The sequence below is a fragment of the Simiduia litorea genome (assembly GCF_042853465.1).
Classification (GTDB): domain Bacteria; phylum Pseudomonadota; class Gammaproteobacteria; order Pseudomonadales; family Cellvibrionaceae; genus Simiduia; species Simiduia litorea.
This window is the reverse complement of record NZ_AP031497.1, coordinates 1,718,410-1,735,198: the sequence shown is the minus strand read 5'-3', so window position 1 is coordinate 1,735,198 and position 16,789 is coordinate 1,718,410. Positions and strand designations below refer to the sequence as shown.

The following is a 16,789-nucleotide window of genomic DNA, read 5'->3' as shown; positions in this document are numbered from 1 at the left end:
CCAAAAACACTAGCGCAAATCAACATGCCAAGCGGTAACAACCCGCCCAAACGGCCTTGCGAACTAGGAATGGCACCAGTGTATGACCAAGGAAACAATAAAACAAATTCATTATTTTTATAAAATTGATTCCAAAATGGAATACTGATTAAATATACCTACGCTTTTATGACAACAGGTAGCCATGGACACCCAAAGCCTTGAGGCCTTTTGTGCCGTCGCCGAATGCAACTCCTTTTCTGAGGCTGCGGCGAAGCTCTTTCTCACGCAACCGGCGGTCAGCAAGCGAGTTGCCAACCTAGAAAGCCAACTCAACTGCCGATTATTCGACCGCATTGGAAAGCGCGTTCAACTCACCCAAGCAGGCCTCTTGTTGCAGCCCAAAGCGCAACATATTTTGCAAGCACTCGCCGACAGCCAGCGGCTGCTAGCCGAACTCGGCAATCAAGTGAGCGGCAAACTACACTTGGCCACCAGCCATCACATCGGCCTGCACCGCCTACCGCCGCTACTAAAGAGCTTCTCTCGGCGCTACCCAGACGTGGAGCTGGTGTTGCAGTTTTTGGATTCAGAACGAGCCTATACAGAAGTGCTACAGGGTAAGCACGATCTCGCCATCGTCACTCTTGAGCCAGTGGATCATCAACAAGTGGCGCGCGAGATCTGGTGGACTGACGACCTCATTTTCGTCTGCGCTAAAGACCATGCGCTAGCGCAACTCAACGACCTAAGCTTGGATCAATTAAGTGATGTGCCGGCTATCTTGCCCAGCCCAAACACCCACACCACCCAAGTTATCCAACGACTATTCGATGATGCCGGTGCTCGACTCAACGTCAGTATGACCACCCAATCTCTGGATACCATTAAGATGATGACAAGCATCGGACTAGGTTGGAGCCTTTTACCGAAAACGCTCATGGCAAACGAGCTGACGAAGCTCGAGCCTATGATCGATGGCAGACGCTTATACATCAACCGCCACCTCGGTTGCATTCACCACCCACAGCGCAGCCTAAGCAACGCCGCCCTCGCCTTTATAAAGCTATGTAATTCGCAAATTGCGTGATGCAGGCATTCTTTAATTCACTCTCATGCGGCTATAATGCCGCCACAAATTTTAGCCTCGACCTTGGTCGAGACAATCCGCCTGTCATACCCCAAATGGAGAGTTATATGACCTACGCAAAATCACTGACAGCCGCCTTATTTTTAAGCTTAAGCGCCGGCACTAGCCTAGCCGATACCGCCGCTATTCACATGGGCTTCGGTCTCTGGCAGGCAGACCCAGAGGGCAGCTTGTACGGCTACTCGTTGGACGAGCTCAACTACAAAAAATCCGACAATAATTTTTTCTACGCAGCGATTGAGCACCCTATTCCTTTGCTGCCCAACATTCGCATTCAATACAACGAACTCGAAACAAAAGGTAGCAGCGCAATCCTTACGGTACCTGCCACAAGCCGCACCAAACTCAACCACACGGATGCCGTGGCCTACTATGAGCTACTCGACAACTGGATTAGCTTCGATTTAGGTTTGGGTGTGCGTCGCTACGACGGCGGTTCCGAGCTCGTTCTAGGCGGTACGCAAATAAATGAAAGTGAGGCAGACGCCTATTTGCCGACCATTTATGCCGACGCGAATTTCGATCTGCCGTTTACCGGCTTATCGGTGGGGGGCAACTTCCAAGGCGGTAGTTTTGATGACACAGAATTTACCGAGTACAGTTTGCGCCTGTCTTACATGTACGACGCTATTCCCGATGTGGGCGCAGAGCTGGGTTACAAACGCCACAATTTATCGCGCTTGAATGATTTAGACATTGATGCCGATTTTGCCGGCCCCTACCTGTCTCTAAAATTATCCTTCTAATCGCTATTCGATTGAACTAAAAACGGCGCCAGAAGGCGCCGTTTTTATTGGTCTATTACACCATGTCTTTAAAGCCACTCGGCACCACTAAATTGACCGGTTTGGCAAAGCCTGGCACAGACATAGACGTCGCACTAATATTGAGCTCGGCCTCATCAATCATCCCCTCGCCAAACTTATAAATCGTATCAAACTGAGCTTTTGTAGCGCGCTCATCGTAGGCATTCGCCGCTGCTCGGGTTTCGGCACGTTTACGCTCATAGACCGAAAATGCTTGCTCGCCATGGCGCTTGGCCAACATATCATTGACCAAATTGGGCGACAAAATGGTGGCGGTAGCATTGTTCCCACCAAAGCCTTTCGAATTTAAAAACGCAATATCCATCGTGTGGTTGCGTTGATCCAAATCGCTGACAGGAATCAGCAAATGCTTCTGGTGCACATCTTCAGCCACCTTATCGATGGTTTTAACACCGGGAATGAAGCCGTACTTAAACACACCTAAGGTCGACACCAACTGATCGGCACTGGCCGGCGCCAGGGAGTGCCCCACATAGGCTTTCACGGCCGTGACAGGCCACTGCTCAATGCCAAACACCGCCGCTAAGCGATCGAAAATTTCACTTTCAGTGACCCGATTGGCCGGTGTACTCGAGCCGTGAGCCTGAATAAAGGAATGCTTTTGCACCCGCTCAGCACCCAATAAATCAATCGCACTGGCAACAGCTTTTGCCATGGTAATGTAATTGCCAGGGCCTGGCGCCGAGATAGACTTTTTAAAACCATCGGCGTTGATAAACACGTCTGTTGCGGCACCATGAATATCGGCACCCAGTTCAAGCGCCAAGGCGTCATCCATTAAGATCACATACTGGGTAGACTCGGCGATGGTAAAACCAACGTTGTCGCCGAAGGGGCGGCTAGCGCGTCGGTGATTTGGTGCTTGATCTGGGCGCAAGCCATCTAACTTGCGCAGGTTTTCATCGCTCGCTAGAGCCCCCATCGCACCGTAGCCATCCATCACTTCGGGCAATAAAGGCGCTTCAGCATTACCCACCACGGCTACGCGACGGCGCCCCGCGGTAATGTCGTTGATAGCCGCCTGTAAATTATATAAAAAGGTCGCACAAGCACCGACAATCGCGCCGGTATGGCCGACACTACCCAGTACATAGGCGTTGATAAAATCTGCTGGCATGGTGTTCAAGCCGAGCGGACACTGCTTAGCGCTCACCCTCCCGCCTTTTAAGCGCTGCTGCAGCATACCGCCAAAACCGTTTTCATCGAGCTGGCTCATGGCGTTGCTAGCATAAACACCAATTTCGTCTGGTTTTACCGCAGCGACAACATAATCCCAAGCGATGCCCATGGAATGCACAGCGTCAGAAGCACCGACGATCGCCATCTGCAGCGCGCGAGGATGGAAACGCGCGTTATAGTGATCGGCTGGATCATAACCGCTTGGCAACTGACCAGCAGCCTTAACCGGCATCTCCCGCAAACTATTCACCTTCGCTTCTAAGGTATCGGTAATCGTGACCTTAACGCGGCCAGGTTCGCCATCCACCGGCGAAACTTGCCAACAGGCAGGCAGCGGCTCGGGCAAATCGCGCTCGCGCGACAGGAACGTCGCTTGGCTTGCCTCGGGTGACAAAGAGACACTTTTGTGCCACTCCACCGCATCCACATCAAAGTACTGGGGCTCGATCCGACGAATAAGACTGCCGTCCAGCGCCGTTTGCGTGTACTTATCCAAAACAGCCTGTTCGGTCAGCAACTCATCTAGTCCGGCAGCCACATCCAACCACAGGCCACTCTCTTGATTGAACCTTACCAACTTCATCATCGCCGCTAGGCCAAGCAAGGTTTGATTGCGCGAGTTAGTGTCTAAACTGTCGATGACTGTGCGGCGGTAGGCGTGGTGCGACGAGCTTCTACCCGCAGCACTAAAACCACCAAACCCTACGATGACGGGTAACCTAACCATCTGATGCCTCTTTGAACTCAATAGAACGCGGCCAAAAATCATGGGTCCAACGCAGACTAAAAACACTGCTGACTGGAATATGCTGGGAGTGTATGAAGGTTAGCGCTGCAAATCTAAGGCATTTCAGCCTTAAATTATGCATTTATAGCCAAATTACCAGATTATCCCTTGCCAGTGACCAATTTGAAGGCATAGGATAGCCGCCTGTTCGGACAAAACTTCTAGGCATATCAGCCAAACAACTGTTTGCCGATAAATTAAACAAATCAGCGAAGCGTTAACCATGCATCAAATTGCCTTTGTGCTGTGCGAGCACATGCTTGCCACCAGCACGACACTCCCAATCGAAATGCTAAAAGCCGCGGAAAGTGCTGCGGTAGGTCAAGACCGGCAGGTGACGCGCCTCGCCATCAATACCGTCGCGGTCGAAAAAACGCCGGTAGAAACCCGTGCAGGCTTTCAGCTAATGCCGCAGTACGACCTCACCGACGTGCCAAAGCCGGACATGATTTATATCCCTAGCCTCTGGCGCAACCCCCGGCCTATCATTCGAAAAAATAAAGCGCTGTTAGACTGGCTGCGCGAGCAGTACTTAAATGGCGTGATCATCAGCGCGGTTGGCACCGGCGTCTGTTTCTTGGCGGAAGCGGGCTTACTCAACGACAAAGCGGCAACCACACACTGGTATTACTTCGACCAATTCCAAAAAGACTACCCGCTGGTGCAATTAAAGCGTCAATACTTTATTTCCCAAGCCGGCAGCCTCTACTGCGCCGCCAGTGTGAATGCGCTCGCTGATTTAACCGTGCATTTCATCCAGCGCATGTATGGCAAACCGGTTTCACTGCATGTTGAAAGGCACTTCTCCCACGAAATTCGCCGCTCCTATGAAACCACGAGCTATTTCGACGGTGGTACTCGCCACCACCCAGATGAAGAAATTATGCAAGCGCAAATGTGGTTGCAAGACAACTATGGCCGAGAAATAAAACTCAGCCTAGTAGCCGAGCGATTCGATATGAGCGTGCGCACATTTAACCGGCGCTTTAAATCCGCAACTGGCCAATCACCCCTGCAATATTTACAAGAAATTCGTATAGAAACCGCAAAGGATTTGCTAAAAACCAGCAACCTTTCCATCAGTGAAGTGGCGTTTAAAGTAGGCTACCACGACATGGGTCACTTTACTGGCTTGTTCAAAAAACTGTTAGCGACTACACCCAGCGATTACCGCTCTACCGTGAGAGCAAAATTATTCAGCGCCGTGTAACAACGGTTTTTTCAAAAACACGACATCTTTACCAACAAACTCTAGCCGCGCATTTAGCTTGGCGGCTAGCCAGCTGAAACTTTCATCGGAAAAAAAACTGATATGCGTTGGATCATTTTTGTAATGCCAACGGGAAAATGCCTCTAGATCAATCACCCGTTTAGTCATCAATGCCAGATACCCACCTGGCTTAAGCAATTGCCACATAGCCAACAAACTCAAACCAGGCTGTCGAAAATGTTCCACCACTTCAGTGGCACATACAAAATCATATTGGTGTTGCAGCACTGCGCCATCGCGAGCATAAAACTTATCGAAAATGGCAACCTTAAAGCCCTGAGCTTGCAACCAAGTTTGTAACACTGGGCCTGGCCCGCAGCCAATATCCAAACCTACACTGGCCGCTGACAACCGCTGCACTAGTGGGTCGGCCAAGCGCCTGAGAAAATTCAAATAACCGACATCACCCGCTAAGTTTTCGTGGTAGTCATATTCTTTTTTTTCAGCACGAAAAGAGAGATGCTCTCGCTCGGTTACGAAAACCAAACGACAAACGCAACAGCGCCAATAGGCGCGATGTTTATCGGTGTGAAAAGCCCCCGTGCTGGCGGACCAACACAGGGGGCAGATGACGGCAGACAACAGTTTATGCAGCGGCTATATGCTTGGCTTTAACGCCATTAATCGCAATGGTGCGCGGCTTCATTGCCTCAGGAAGCTCCCTGCGTAGCTCAATGTGCAACAACCCATTCGCCAAGTTTGCATTTTCCACCCGCACGTAGTCGGCAAGCTGAAAACGGCGCTCGAAATTGCGCTCGGCAATACCCTGATGTAAATATTGCTTTTGCTTATCTTCACTGCCTTTTTGACCAGAAACCGTTAATTTATTCTGATCTACATTAATGGAAATTTCATCATCATCGAAGCCTGCAACCGCCATTGTGATGCGGTATTGGTCTTCACCGGTGAGTTCAATATTGTAGGGTGGATAGCTCGGTTGATTCTGTTCAGTTCGAGATAAAGAATCAAGCACGCCAGCGAGACGATCGAAACCAATGGCGGAGCGGTAGAGTGGAGCTAAATCAAAGTTACGCATAGTAATATCCTCAATGTGAGCAATAAATAGTTCAGTCTATCGTTGATCAGACCTATAAATAATGCGCCCCGAATTCGGCGACGCCCTATATATCTAAGGGCATAGTTTTCACTTTCAAGTTTTTCAAAAGAATAATTTGATTTTCGTGGATGGCTAAGCCGACAGCCCTAGGCACCATTAGTTCCCAACGTAACCTAAAAGCGCACCAAAACAGCCAGAAGTGACACAGATCAAAAAAAACCACTCAAGGGGATTGTTTTTTTATTTCGCAGTGCCAATATGTAACTCAGGACGTCCGAAAATTTCAAAGCAACTTAAGGAGCACTTCTATGAAGTCAGCTGCGAGTATTGTATACAGAGATTTAGAATCGTCACCGGCACTGAATGACACTATTCAGAAGAAACTCGATAAGCTATTTCGCCTGTCTGAGCGCTTAAGCGTACAGCGCGTGGTTATTAACGCGCCCCATCAACATCACCACAAAGGCAGCCAATTCGAAGTTAGCTTAGAGATGACCCAAGGCGGAAAACCTCTGAATATTAGTCACAGCGACGACAGTGTTCATCTAGCCGTAAAAAGCGTGTTTAACTCGGCCGAACGAGCCGTTAAAGAGCAAGGTGCCAAATGGCGTAGTAAGCGCCATATAGACAAACATACCAGCGCACCTACCACAACAACTGAAGAAGAAGCCCCTCAAGCGTTTGACCAAGCCTCTTAGGATAGAAACTGGGCCGCTCCTCGGCCCAGCCCCTCAACCACTTAAACTTGAACTCACACAGTGCTATCTTGTCTTTATTGGTAATTACAGCCAGCAATGACAGAGGATCGCGTATGACACTAACACCGCCACCTGCTACCGGTCCTATTCGCCTTGCAGCGCTGCTACTTTTTACCTTTTGTACTCTCGTCCCCCTCAGCAGCTTTAGCTTAGATCCGCAATTTGAAGCCGATAGATTATTAATGGCAACGGAAGCCGCGCTATCCAAGGGCGATATCGCCGAAGCTCGGGGCTATAAAAATGATGCCCAAGCGCTCAATATTTCCCTACCTGCGGAATTTAATTACTTCATCGCGCTGCTGCTCGAGCACGATGGCAATACAACCAACGCTATCGCCTCATTCGAGCGCTACGTTGGGCAAACGGGTAAAACCGGACGTTTCTACAAGGAATCACTCGCCGGCATCACTCGACTAAAAAACAAGCCCACTTCCAACACCCAGACGAGTGCGCAAGATATTGCCTGGGGCGGCCCTTCACAACTGAGTCTTTCCGGCACCGAATACAGCAAGAAAATACAAAAACTCTATAAAGCATCGAGTGCTGCAGAGGGTTTAACGCGGCATATCAATAGCCTGTTGCAATTTTACGGTACGCCGCATAAGGCCAATGACAGCAAACATTTTTATGAGTTGAAAGTTGAGCAAGACATACTCATCACATTACTAAGAGCAGACAACGACAGCCATGACCTCCGCTTAAATGACTCTCGCTTCAGCGTTTTTGGCTTAGATCCCTACGTAAAATCTGATTGCGGTAAAGGCGTTGCTGATGGCCCCAGCTGCTGGATAAAAGACCCCCGCTCGGGCCAGCCCTGGCTCATTATTAAACCCTCCGATGAGGGTATAGCAGAAATCACCAAAGCGTTAACCTTGCTGATCAGGCAGCTACAACGTTGAGTAAATATTTAGGCGCTAGCGCGACGGCTAGGTAAAACCATGCAATCCGGTTCGAAACCTGGCGCCAAAATCTGTAGGTAGGTCAACTGGCTCTCATCGAGATAGGTGACGAGGTAGAGCTTCGACAAATCGGGATAGCCGCGCACATCCGGCGCAGACAACAACTCATCGTTTTCACCAAAACCTAGCCACATGCGACCAGCGGCAAAGTGTATTAAGCGTGAAATACCAAAATGTCGATGAAAAATTTCACGAATATTAAGCCCGAAAGTTTCTTGATTGTTCATAACGCCATGCTCCTTGGCTTATCGACCTGTACGTCGGTTCCCTAGTAGTTTGATTCTGTACAACTGACTACGGTGCAAAGCCAACTATGAAAAGGCAAAACATCTAAGTGGTACGATAGATCAATAATATGCCAATCCATTCAGTGGGTAAAGTGAATCATTACTCATATTTTGCTCTTAAATGAGCCTTTTAATATAACCCTTTCAACTAAACCACCAGCGCCAGCCTTGATCGCCCACCCGCCTCAAACCCTTATAACACCCAGCTTACAGCGTAGGCATAGGGAAAATTCGTATTTTGACCAATTCGCGCGCTGTAACCAACTCGAATAGTTAACTAAATTAGGGAAGGCTCCAACATCAGTTAAGCTCGGGACCTTATCCACTCAATCAAAGCGACACGAATCAACGAAGTCTGGTCACAAAACACCGTGAGAGGCCATAAAATCACTTTTTCAAAGGATCAAACAAAATTTCGTGAAGCTGGGTTCTCGAAACCCATTCTTGATCTAAAAAGCGCTTTGATTTCATTATTTCGGGCACAATTACTGTATCAATAAATATATTTTCAGTTAAGCTTGGGGCAAGCTGCTCGCCTTTGCACGTCCAATTATGTCCATGATGTAAAGCAGCTAGCATAACGCTATAAGCCGGCTTCCAGAGCTCCAATTCAGGAAAAACCTTTTTCAACGCAAGGAAAATACTCAAGCCTGAAAAATCCAAATCACCCCAAAAAAATGTCTGCTCCTGTCCACCATCAAACCAACGTCTTTCAAAATCATCCAGCACTTCCCTAGACGTAGTAGAGGAATAACTTAGGGTAACGCTGCTTCTATTTCTAATTCGACTCGAAGATAGTTTAAACCCCTCACAATAAATGACATGAAACGGTGCACCTAATTCAGACAATAGAATAAAGCTATCTAGGTTTTCAACAAAAATCCAAGGCTGCTGCTTAGGAGCCAGACAAACATTCACCAACATAGATCTAGGAGCTAGCTTCTGTAAATTATCTCCGTATATAGCCAAAAGATATTTATCACCTAAACGCTCTAAGTATTTACTGAGGCCCCAAAAATATTGGGCGCTTAGCGATCTAAGGGTAAAAGCATAAGGCGTAATGATTAACTCGTCTAAACAAGCAAGATGAGCCTGAATCAATTCCAAATCGGAAACACCGGGTATTCGCGGAAGCGGCTCAACCAACACGTCAACATTGGTTAAACGAGTCAAATCTAAGAGTTCAAGACTTTGCTTCCAATTTTCAGACTTTTTCCTTTCAACATCAGCTCCTGTATATTTGTCAAACTCAAGCTTCCCTAGGTCAGTAAGTCGAAAATCGGCAACTTCAGCACCATCTTTTAGAGATTTTTTCTCAAGCTCCAAAAAACCTAAGCGTTGCAGTTCGTAAAAAAAATCCCAGGCAATCCGCTCCTTCTCATCATTATGGGATACATACAACCAAGAAAATTCGCCACTTTCAGATACCCTTAAACGCCGCGCTCGACGTGAAAGTCGAGTGAGTATGCCATCACAGCCAATTGGAACCAAAGGAAAATCAGTCATTTAACCCTTCCAGCTCCTCGAGAAAATCCAAGCTAGCCTGATGGCGCAAGGTTTGGCGATGTTGCTCCATTAAACTCTTAACCGCATCTTGATTTAATACTTGCCGGTCAACCAGAACACGGGATTTTAGCTCGCCGATAGCTTGAGAGGTTGAGCATTTACTAAACACAAATTGATTGCTAACCAAATCTAAAAACGGTCCAGACTTGCTGGACGGCATAATAAACATTAACTGCAAACCCAAGGATTGCGTTAAGTAATTGATAACCTCTTTCGAGCGATGTTCATCCATTTTACTGAATGCTTCGTCCACCAACACCATGCGCAAATGGCTGCGTCCCTCGTTAAATCTAAAGGCCGAGGTGATTGCTGCGCTACGGATAATATAGGCCGGCGTTTCTAACTGGCCACCGGAGCCTGTACCGTACTGGCTCAAGGGAATAGGTTCCTTACCCTCTGGCTCTTTGTAAATTTCATAGCGCCGATAATTGCGATAGTCTGCCAAACGGGACAGCTCTCGCAAGGCGAGTTGCTCATCTTTATCCAACAACATAGCCATCAAACGATCGCGCACTTGTACGTGCTTTTTATCCAGCTTCATCTCGAATAGCGATTCGCCATCACCCAAGGCTGGGTTATCGATAACAGCCTTAAAAAACTGCCAGTACTCCTTAAACTCCGGCACCCAAGAATAGCCAAAATAAAATCTTTCTCGATCTGCACCAAAGCGATGGTGTTCAAGCTCCTTGTTCAACTGCTCCAGGGTTTGTTTACCGTCATTGATTGCCTGATAAATGGCGTGGCACAAATTAGTCACGAAAGCATTGTTAAAGCTTGCTCGCATCGCACTGATATCGGCCTGACGAGTCGCCAGAATATTATTTTTAAATCGGTTATATAGGCCGTCTAACTGACGTTGTAATTGGCACAGCGCTGAAAAATTAGCATGGCTTTCCAAATTGGCAACGTTGGGTTCAAAAACCACTTGATCAGCGGATTTAGCACTCTGATTGTGCTCCATCACATGGCTATCCAAACGGCGCACATTTTTACCTAAGTCCTCTCGCAACGCTGTTTGTTCTGCTAACAGCTGGGCTAAGGAGCGCGACGCGGCCCAGTCATCTGCTTGAGCAATAGCGCGCTCGGGGTTAAAGTCGGGCCACAAATTTTGTACATCCAACAAATTTTGCTCGGCGGTTTCCAGCACTTCCAATGCGCCATCTTGACGTTGATCCAACTGCTTACATTGGGTTTCCACTTGTAATAGCTGTGCCGCCTCTTTGATACGCAATTCCTGCGCTGCACAAATTTTTACCTGCTGAACATCTAATAGTTCACTGGCCTGCGCCAGCGACTCTTCTAGGGCAAGATGATCACTTACATCTAAACGCGATAACCGAACCGCCGCAGCGTCTAACTCCCGTTGTGTACCAATGAGAGATTGCATAATGTCGGCATAGTTGTTGGGCGCCAGCTTTGCCACTAGACCATAGAGTTGCTGCAACAAACTAGCCTGTTCGCGCGCCTGGCCTAAATGTAATTGCAACTGCTCTAATTCGAGTTCTTTAGCCGCCTTGGCGCGCAGTCGGGCTTGCTGACCAAACACCAATTCGGCATCATCGATATCACAGCGGAACAACGTATAATTGGCGGCACCCATGGCATCGCGGGTGACGCCGCGACGCACGCCCTTTAGCGCCTTAGCATCGTCGACGCATTTTACTTGCCCATAACTTGCCAATAAATAATCTCTCGCCACATCATGGCTAAACTGCATATGAGCGACAATGCTATCGTACTCTACTTGTAAACGGCTGCTGTCTGCAGCTGCTTTACTGCCTTGAATAACACGAGCGCGGTTATCGCGCCCCGGCAGCCCGCGCACGATCGCAATAGCCATTGCCTCAAATTCTGGCGCCACCAATATGCCAAAACGGGCACCACCAATATAACCTTCAATAGCCGCCTGCCATTGGGCATCAACAATTTCCACATGGTCACACAAAACACGCGCATCGGCCTGTGGCAATTGCTTGCGAATGGCATCGAGGGCCAAGCGAACCCCAGCAGGGTAATTCACTTGCTGTGATTCAAGCTGGCTAATTTCTTGAATTTTTTGCTGTCTTAAACGATCAGTTTTTTCAACCAATTGCACCTGGCGCTCTAACACCCGGCGCAAATCATCCCGAAGACCGTCGGTCTGACACCAAAGCTCGGCCCATTGATTGTGCAACTGTTGCAGCATGAGCGCTTGATCGAGCTGACTTTCCAACGGCGCCAAATCGACCCAATCTTTAGTCGCTAAGGCATGTACATCCGCGGGTTCACCGGCAACTTTCGTGGCAATTTTTGTAACCAGCTCACTCAAATGCTTATCGGCCAAATGTGGCCACAATTGTTGCTGCAAAATATCTGCGCGAATTTTCACGAATATTGCTGCGTTATTTTGCTCTTGTTGCAATTGATTAACCGCAGCAAGCAGGGGCACCATGCCCTTGTGCAAACTAGCCTCTAAGCCAGCTTGTTGCTGTAACAATTGTTCTTTATCGCGCAGCGCTGGGACCTGCAATTGCTGCAAGCGAATATCGTTGACTTCGTCTTGTAAACTACTGGCACGCTCTTGCGCTAAATGCGTTTCCCGTTCCAGCTTATCCACCTCGGCCCGCAAATCTTTTTGCCGTTTCTTGGCGGCCACATAATCCTTTTGACCTTCGCTGTAATGCAATTTTGCGGTGGCGTAATCTAAACCTTGCAACTCTAACCAATGGGCAATAAAACTGTCCGCGCCGTTGCGTGCTGCCAACAACCGCTCAGCCGCCTCACGCACCGATTTTGCATCCGCTTCCATGCTGTGGATACGTTTAAGCATCGCCGACACATCGCGAATGGCTTCACCAATATCCTTTTGCTCCAATATTTCATTGGCGACAAACTCATCGATGGCTTTAATAGGCTTATAGGCCATAAAGCGCGCAAAAGCTCTTGCCGCATTCATGGCTTCGCGTTCGGAAACCGCTTCATCTTTACCACGCAATGCGCCGTACAAGCGACACAAATAGGCTTTTTTCCTATCGTATTTCTCAACCTTTTCTCGACCGTAGCGGGCACATAACAACTGATTAATTTGCCCACTCGGCAATACGTAACGGCCACCCTTATCCTCCCGGACTAGGTCGGCAAGCACTAACGTTATCTGCGGTAAAATATAAAACGTCAGCTCGTCCAAACGCGCAATTTTTTGTTGGCCACTGCGCTCGACAAAGGCACTCATCGCGAGCAGCGCCGTAAAGGCTTCGGCGTCTTCGCCCGCATGGGGCGCGAAGACGGCGGCCAAATAGCCAAACGCCGAGTCTGGCCGAGCGTAGGCACCGTCATCACAACCTAAAACATAAGACGGCAAGGTGCGTACTTGCTTGCCGCCGCGGCCGCGCTGGGTCGACTCATCTTGGCCAGGATTGAAGTGAAACAAGCCATCGTGCGCGGCGGTCATCACCGTTTGAATCGCATCGGCGGCGGTGGTTTTACCCGAGCCATTACCACCAGACAACAAATTAGTGGGGCCAAATTCAAATTCACCGAAGGGAATATTGCCCCAATTGACGTAAATAAATTTTTGCAGATACATCAGTCTTCACCCTCATCTGCAGCGGTCAATAGAGATTCATGCTTAGCGTCGCCAGCTAACAAGGGCGCTAAGGCGTCTTCATTCACCAAGGTAAGAATCATGGGCCGAATTAATAACCAGCTATCGCCCTGCTGTAAATCGGCATCGCTCGCCATGCGAATAAGGCGCAACTGGCGCAGTTGGCGAAACAAGGCGCGGCGCTCTAATTGCTGCTCGGGTAAACTTCTGCCCAATAGATTTTTCATGGATAAATTGAGCGCCTCAAGCGATAAACTCGCGCAGCCCTTCTCATCCACGCGCGCCTCGCGCAGTGACTTCTCATACTCAACCGCCAGCACGAGCGTTAAGGCTACAGCCATCGGCGATAAGTTAGCCCGCAAACCGCCACCAGCGGGACCATCGTCGGCCTCGTCATCAACACCCGGAATGCGCGCACCGGGGGGCACCAAGCGCACATATTCGAAGCGCTGGTCGTGATAAAAACGAATGCCCGCCATCAACAAATAGTCATCGACAATTACCTCACAGCGGACAAACAGATCGTAGAATTCTGCTTCTATCTGGCTCTCATCACGGCAAATAATGCCGTAATCCAACAAGCGTTGGATCAAGCCCTGAAACTGCTGGCGCTGGACATCTTTTTCAGCCAAGGTTTTTTCTAATAACGCACTAATGTCAGACATGTAATTCTGGTTCTCGAGTATCTACCAAGGTCAACACGAAAGACTCGCGCTGGGTAAAATAAGGGTCGTTCGAATGCAGAGCCGTGAACACCTGGATGCCCTGTTCATCCGTTTGTACCGGTGTTACGTCGATACGGAAGTCCGAATTTAAACGCTCGCCCTGTACACTAATCAGGTGCGCCATAGCCATTAGCTCAGCGGCATCGCTAACCGGCAAATGCCGGCTGTGAACCTGCCCAGTCTGCAATAATCGCTCGGCAACAAATTCACGCAAGTGCAAATGAGAAATATGAAAGGCTTGGTCGATAACCTGAGCAATAAATTGAGCTTTTTGGGCGTCCACATCCAGTTCGGGCAGCTCTTCTACCGCGGCGCGAACCGTGCGCTTCGAGGCGCGGGTGCGCAAAGTGAACTGGTCTGCAGCTGGCCAGTTGGGTCGACAATAGGCCCAATGCTCACCCAGCAGGGTTAAAGTCGCTTCCTGATCCTCTGCCGACAAATCGCGCAGTGCACGGCAGGCATCTATAACCGGGTGATCAACCTGGGTGTGTAAATAGCTCAACTGGCGAATAATGATATCGGCGCGCGCAGTAAAGCTATTTAGCGATCGACGCAGTGCCGGCAGCATAATTTCACAGGCACTTTTTAAACGCTCTTCGATGCCGAATAAAAGATTTTCTAACAGCGACTGCCCCTCGACCACACGCCCCGGCAACAGTGTTCGGAGCTTTTTTTCCATCACTGTCTGCCAAAGTAAGTTCGCGTGTTCTCCAGCACCATAGGGTCTTCGGCGCCTGATTTTACTGACCAGAGAAGAAATTTGATCGCGGTATTTTTCCACGTTATCGGCGGACAACCTTACCTCTAAGTCAGGCCTAAATACTGTGTCGATAAAATCAAAAAACTGATCTGCAGCCTGCTCGATAAGCTGACGCGACTCGACCTCTTTCACTAATTGCAGCCGGCGTTCATCCAGTTCAGAAATAGCATCGGAAAAGTCGCTAATAATACGTTCGGAATATTCGAAAGCATCGAGTAAATCGTACACTTCACCTTTATCGTAAAAGGCCTGCAAGCTATTGCGCGTATTTCGAGTATTGCGATTGCGCGAACGGTAGTCGCTATTGCCTGTATCAATAAACGGCTGAGTAAAAGCGCGCCCCATGCGAGTAAAACTAAAATAGCTACGCAAGGTAGCCTCATCAAGCTGGCGCTCTAACCATCCGTATTCTAAAAGTGCATTGAGAATAAAGCCGGCCAATTCACGAGTTGATTTAAACCGACCTTCAGAAAACTCATCGTCACTGTCTAAGACCGGTGCCCGAGCAATAGCCTCAGAAAACACATCGATAATAAAGTCTCTATCTCGCCCTTGGCCATAACCCGACAGATCGGTATAAAAGCGTCGATACAATAATCGCACGCACTCGGCCACCACCTCGCGATACTTGCCCACGAAAGGTCGAAAAAAATGCAGCCTATGCTCTGAAAAAAACATACGAGAAGGTACTTTAGGAGAGACAGCTGGCCCGCCTTGAGCCAGCACTTATTTGAGTTTTTTAAACACGCAATGCTTAGCGTAATCGGCTGCTTCGTTGGCAGTCCATTCACCACTCGGCTGATCAGCCATCTTTTTACACCACTTTTCACTGCCCACTTCTGGTGCGCAAGCCGATATATTTACCAATAACAAGCCAAACACCAATACCTGTACAAGCTTCATATTCATCACTCAATATTAATTTAGGTTTCGCTCAACCAACGCACAGCATCAAGCGCAAAATAGGTAATAATCAAATCGGCACCGGCGCGCTTAAACGCCAGCAAGGACTCTAACACCACGGCCTTTTCATCAATAACACCCGCATTACTGGCCGCCTTAATCATGGCATACTCACCACTCACCTGATAAACCGCGAGCGGCAACTTGCTATTGGCTCTAATAGAAGCCAGCACATCCAAATACGCCAGCCCCGGCTTCACCATGAGTAAGTCAGCTCCTTCGGCTTCATCCATCATCGATTCAGCCAACGCTTCGCGCGCATTAGCCGGATTCATTTGATAGCTAGCCCGGGTACCTTTGAAATTGCTGTCCACCGCGTCCCGGAATGGGCCATAGAATGCTGAGGCAAATTTGGACGAGTAAGACATCACCGGAATATGACTGAAACCTGCATCGTCTAACGCCTCGCGAATTGCGCTAATCATGCCATCCATCATGCCCGAGGGCGCAATCATATCGACGCCCGCGCGCGCAGCGGTGACCACTTGCTTTTTTAAATTTACCAAAGTTCGATCATTATCCACATCGTCGGCCACAACCACACCACAGTGACCATGATCGGTGTATTCACAAAAACAGTTATCGCTGATCACCACCATTTCTGGCGCCGCTTCTTTTGCAGTTCGAATCATCCGCGCCATTAGGCCTTGTTCGGTCCAAGAGTCAGCGCCGCAGCTATCTTTATGGGTGGAGACACCAAACAAAAGAACCGCGCGAATACCTACCGCCCAAGCCTGCTTAACTTGTTGTGCCAGCTGATCTTCGGGGTAGCGAAATACACCGGGCATACTTTGAATAGCTACCGGGCTATCGATGTCCTCTTCAACAAAAATCGGCCAAATAAAATCGGTACTATTCAAATGTACTTCTTGTACAAGCTGCCGTAACGCCTGAGTACGGCGCAAACGTCGAAAGCGAAAATTTGGTTGGCTCATAACA

Annotated in this window: 15 protein-coding genes; 5 read left to right on the top strand and 10 right to left on the bottom strand. The window is 48.8% G+C overall.

All coding sequences use genetic code 11. The annotated features are described in order from the left end of the window. The first annotated feature begins 184 nt into the window (after positions 1-184). Positions 185-1,069: a LysR family transcriptional regulator gene (locus ACGHTT_RS07585; RefSeq protein ID WP_390594523.1), complete on the top strand. Its 885-nt coding sequence runs from the start codon at positions 185-187 to the stop codon at positions 1,067-1,069. Between the two features lie 107 nt (positions 1,070-1,176). Then, positions 1,177-1,875, top strand: coding sequence for a TIGR04219 family outer membrane beta-barrel protein (locus ACGHTT_RS07580; RefSeq protein ID WP_390594522.1), 699 nt, complete (start codon positions 1,177-1,179; stop codon positions 1,873-1,875). Between the two features lie 55 nt (positions 1,876-1,930). Here ACGHTT_RS07580 and ACGHTT_RS07575 read toward each other — a convergent pair whose 3' ends face one another. Next, complete coding sequence (locus tag ACGHTT_RS07575; protein WP_390594521.1) at positions 1,931-3,862, bottom strand: beta-ketoacyl synthase; 1,932 nt, start codon at positions 3,860-3,862, stop codon at positions 1,931-1,933. A 283-nt stretch (positions 3,863-4,145) separates the two neighbouring features. Here ACGHTT_RS07575 and ACGHTT_RS07570 point away from each other — a divergent pair, with 283 nt between their 5' ends. Then, complete coding sequence (locus ACGHTT_RS07570; RefSeq protein WP_390594520.1) at positions 4,146-5,132, top strand: GlxA family transcriptional regulator; 987 nt, start codon at positions 4,146-4,148, stop codon at positions 5,130-5,132. On the opposite strand, the gene ACGHTT_RS07565 is transcribed toward ACGHTT_RS07570, so the two are convergent. Both ACGHTT_RS07565 and ACGHTT_RS07560 read right to left on the bottom strand, forming a co-directional pair. Next, positions 5,115-5,774 carry a class I SAM-dependent methyltransferase gene (locus ACGHTT_RS07565; protein ID WP_390594519.1) on the bottom strand — a complete coding sequence of 220 codons (660 nt, stop codon included), beginning with the start codon at positions 5,772-5,774 and terminating at the stop codon, positions 5,115-5,117. The two genes, ACGHTT_RS07570 and ACGHTT_RS07565, sit on opposite strands and share 18 nt — an antisense overlap. A gap of 4 nt (positions 5,775-5,778) precedes the next feature. Further along, positions 5,779-6,228: an Hsp20 family protein gene (locus ACGHTT_RS07560; protein ID WP_390594518.1), complete on the bottom strand. Its 450-nt coding sequence runs from the start codon at positions 6,226-6,228 to the stop codon at positions 5,779-5,781. A gap of 329 nt (positions 6,229-6,557) precedes the next feature. On the opposite strand from ACGHTT_RS07560, the gene ACGHTT_RS07555 reads away from it, so the two are divergent. After that, positions 6,558-6,947: an HPF/RaiA family ribosome-associated protein gene (locus tag ACGHTT_RS07555; protein ID WP_390594516.1), complete on the top strand. Its 390-nt coding sequence runs from the start codon at positions 6,558-6,560 to the stop codon at positions 6,945-6,947. Between the two features lie 113 nt (positions 6,948-7,060). Beyond that, a complete protein-coding gene (locus ACGHTT_RS07550; RefSeq protein ID WP_390594514.1) occupies positions 7,061-7,906 on the top strand; it encodes a tetratricopeptide repeat protein in 846 nt (281 codons plus the stop codon). Between the two features lie 8 nt (positions 7,907-7,914). Here the strand turns inward: ACGHTT_RS07550 and ACGHTT_RS07545 are convergent, their stop codons facing one another. The 7 genes from ACGHTT_RS07545 to hemB form a co-directional block, all read right to left on the bottom strand. Continuing rightward, a complete protein-coding gene (locus ACGHTT_RS07545; protein WP_390594513.1) occupies positions 7,915-8,193 on the bottom strand; it encodes a hypothetical protein in 279 nt (92 codons plus the stop codon). Positions 8,194-8,640: 447 nt separating this feature from the next. Next, positions 8,641-9,759 carry a Wadjet anti-phage system protein JetD domain-containing protein gene (locus tag ACGHTT_RS07540; RefSeq protein WP_390594511.1) on the bottom strand — a complete coding sequence of 373 codons (1,119 nt, stop codon included), beginning with the start codon at positions 9,757-9,759 and terminating at the stop codon, positions 8,641-8,643. Beyond that, on the bottom strand, positions 9,752-13,384 hold the full coding sequence (locus tag ACGHTT_RS07535; RefSeq protein ID WP_390594510.1) for an ATP-binding protein: 3,633 nt from the start codon (positions 13,382-13,384) through the stop codon (positions 9,752-9,754). Before ACGHTT_RS07535 ends, ACGHTT_RS07540 begins: the two co-directional genes overlap by 8 nt. Further along, complete coding sequence (locus ACGHTT_RS07530) at positions 13,384-14,067, bottom strand: DUF4194 domain-containing protein (RefSeq protein WP_390594508.1); 684 nt, start codon at positions 14,065-14,067, stop codon at positions 13,384-13,386. The genes ACGHTT_RS07535 and ACGHTT_RS07530 overlap by 1 nt, the downstream gene beginning before the upstream one ends. Next, positions 14,060-15,565, bottom strand: coding sequence for a Wadjet anti-phage system protein JetA family protein (locus tag ACGHTT_RS07525; RefSeq protein WP_390594507.1), 1,506 nt, complete (start codon positions 15,563-15,565; stop codon positions 14,060-14,062). The genes ACGHTT_RS07530 and ACGHTT_RS07525 overlap by 8 nt, the downstream gene beginning before the upstream one ends. Positions 15,566-15,613: 48 nt before the next feature. Beyond that, positions 15,614-15,790 carry a DUF3012 domain-containing protein gene (locus tag ACGHTT_RS07520; RefSeq protein WP_390594505.1) on the bottom strand — a complete coding sequence of 59 codons (177 nt, stop codon included), beginning with the start codon at positions 15,788-15,790 and terminating at the stop codon, positions 15,614-15,616. 20 nt (positions 15,791-15,810) lie between these two features. Further along, complete coding sequence (hemB, locus tag ACGHTT_RS07515; RefSeq protein WP_390594504.1) at positions 15,811-16,785, bottom strand: porphobilinogen synthase; 975 nt, start codon at positions 16,783-16,785, stop codon at positions 15,811-15,813. Positions 16,786-16,789 lie beyond the last annotated feature (4 nt).

Excerpts from the sequence above, each read along its gene's own strand:
- ACGHTT_RS07540 (WP_390594511.1), bottom strand. The coding sequence starts at position 9,759 with ATGACTGATTTTCCTTTGGTTCCAATTGGCTGTGATGGCATACTCACT.
- ACGHTT_RS07530 (WP_390594508.1), bottom strand. The coding sequence starts at position 14,067 with ATGTCTGACATTAGTGCGTTATTAGAAAAAACCTTGGCTGAAAAAGAT.
- ACGHTT_RS07580 (WP_390594522.1), top strand. The coding sequence starts at position 1,177 with ATGACCTACGCAAAATCACTGACAGCCGCCTTATTTTTAAGCTTAAGC.
- ACGHTT_RS07555 (WP_390594516.1), top strand. The coding sequence starts at position 6,558 with ATGAAGTCAGCTGCGAGTATTGTATACAGAGATTTAGAATCGTCACCG.
- ACGHTT_RS07575 (WP_390594521.1), bottom strand. The coding sequence starts at position 3,862 with ATGGTTAGGTTACCCGTCATCGTAGGGTTTGGTGGTTTTAGTGCTGCG.
- ACGHTT_RS07535 (WP_390594510.1), bottom strand. The coding sequence starts at position 13,384 with ATGTATCTGCAAAAATTTATTTACGTCAATTGGGGCAATATTCCCTTC.
- hemB (WP_390594504.1), bottom strand. The coding sequence starts at position 16,785 with ATGAGCCAACCAAATTTTCGCTTTCGACGTTTGCGCCGTACTCAGGCG.
- ACGHTT_RS07560 (WP_390594518.1), bottom strand. The coding sequence starts at position 6,228 with ATGCGTAACTTTGATTTAGCTCCACTCTACCGCTCCGCCATTGGTTTC.
- ACGHTT_RS07545 (WP_390594513.1), bottom strand. The coding sequence starts at position 8,193 with ATGAACAATCAAGAAACTTTCGGGCTTAATATTCGTGAAATTTTTCAT.
- ACGHTT_RS07550 (WP_390594514.1), top strand. The coding sequence starts at position 7,061 with ATGACACTAACACCGCCACCTGCTACCGGTCCTATTCGCCTTGCAGCG.
- ACGHTT_RS07525 (WP_390594507.1), bottom strand. The coding sequence starts at position 15,565 with ATGTTTTTTTCAGAGCATAGGCTGCATTTTTTTCGACCTTTCGTGGGC.
- ACGHTT_RS07520 (WP_390594505.1), bottom strand. The coding sequence starts at position 15,790 with ATGAAGCTTGTACAGGTATTGGTGTTTGGCTTGTTATTGGTAAATATA.
- ACGHTT_RS07585 (WP_390594523.1), top strand. The coding sequence starts at position 185 with ATGGACACCCAAAGCCTTGAGGCCTTTTGTGCCGTCGCCGAATGCAAC.
- ACGHTT_RS07570 (WP_390594520.1), top strand. The coding sequence starts at position 4,146 with ATGCATCAAATTGCCTTTGTGCTGTGCGAGCACATGCTTGCCACCAGC.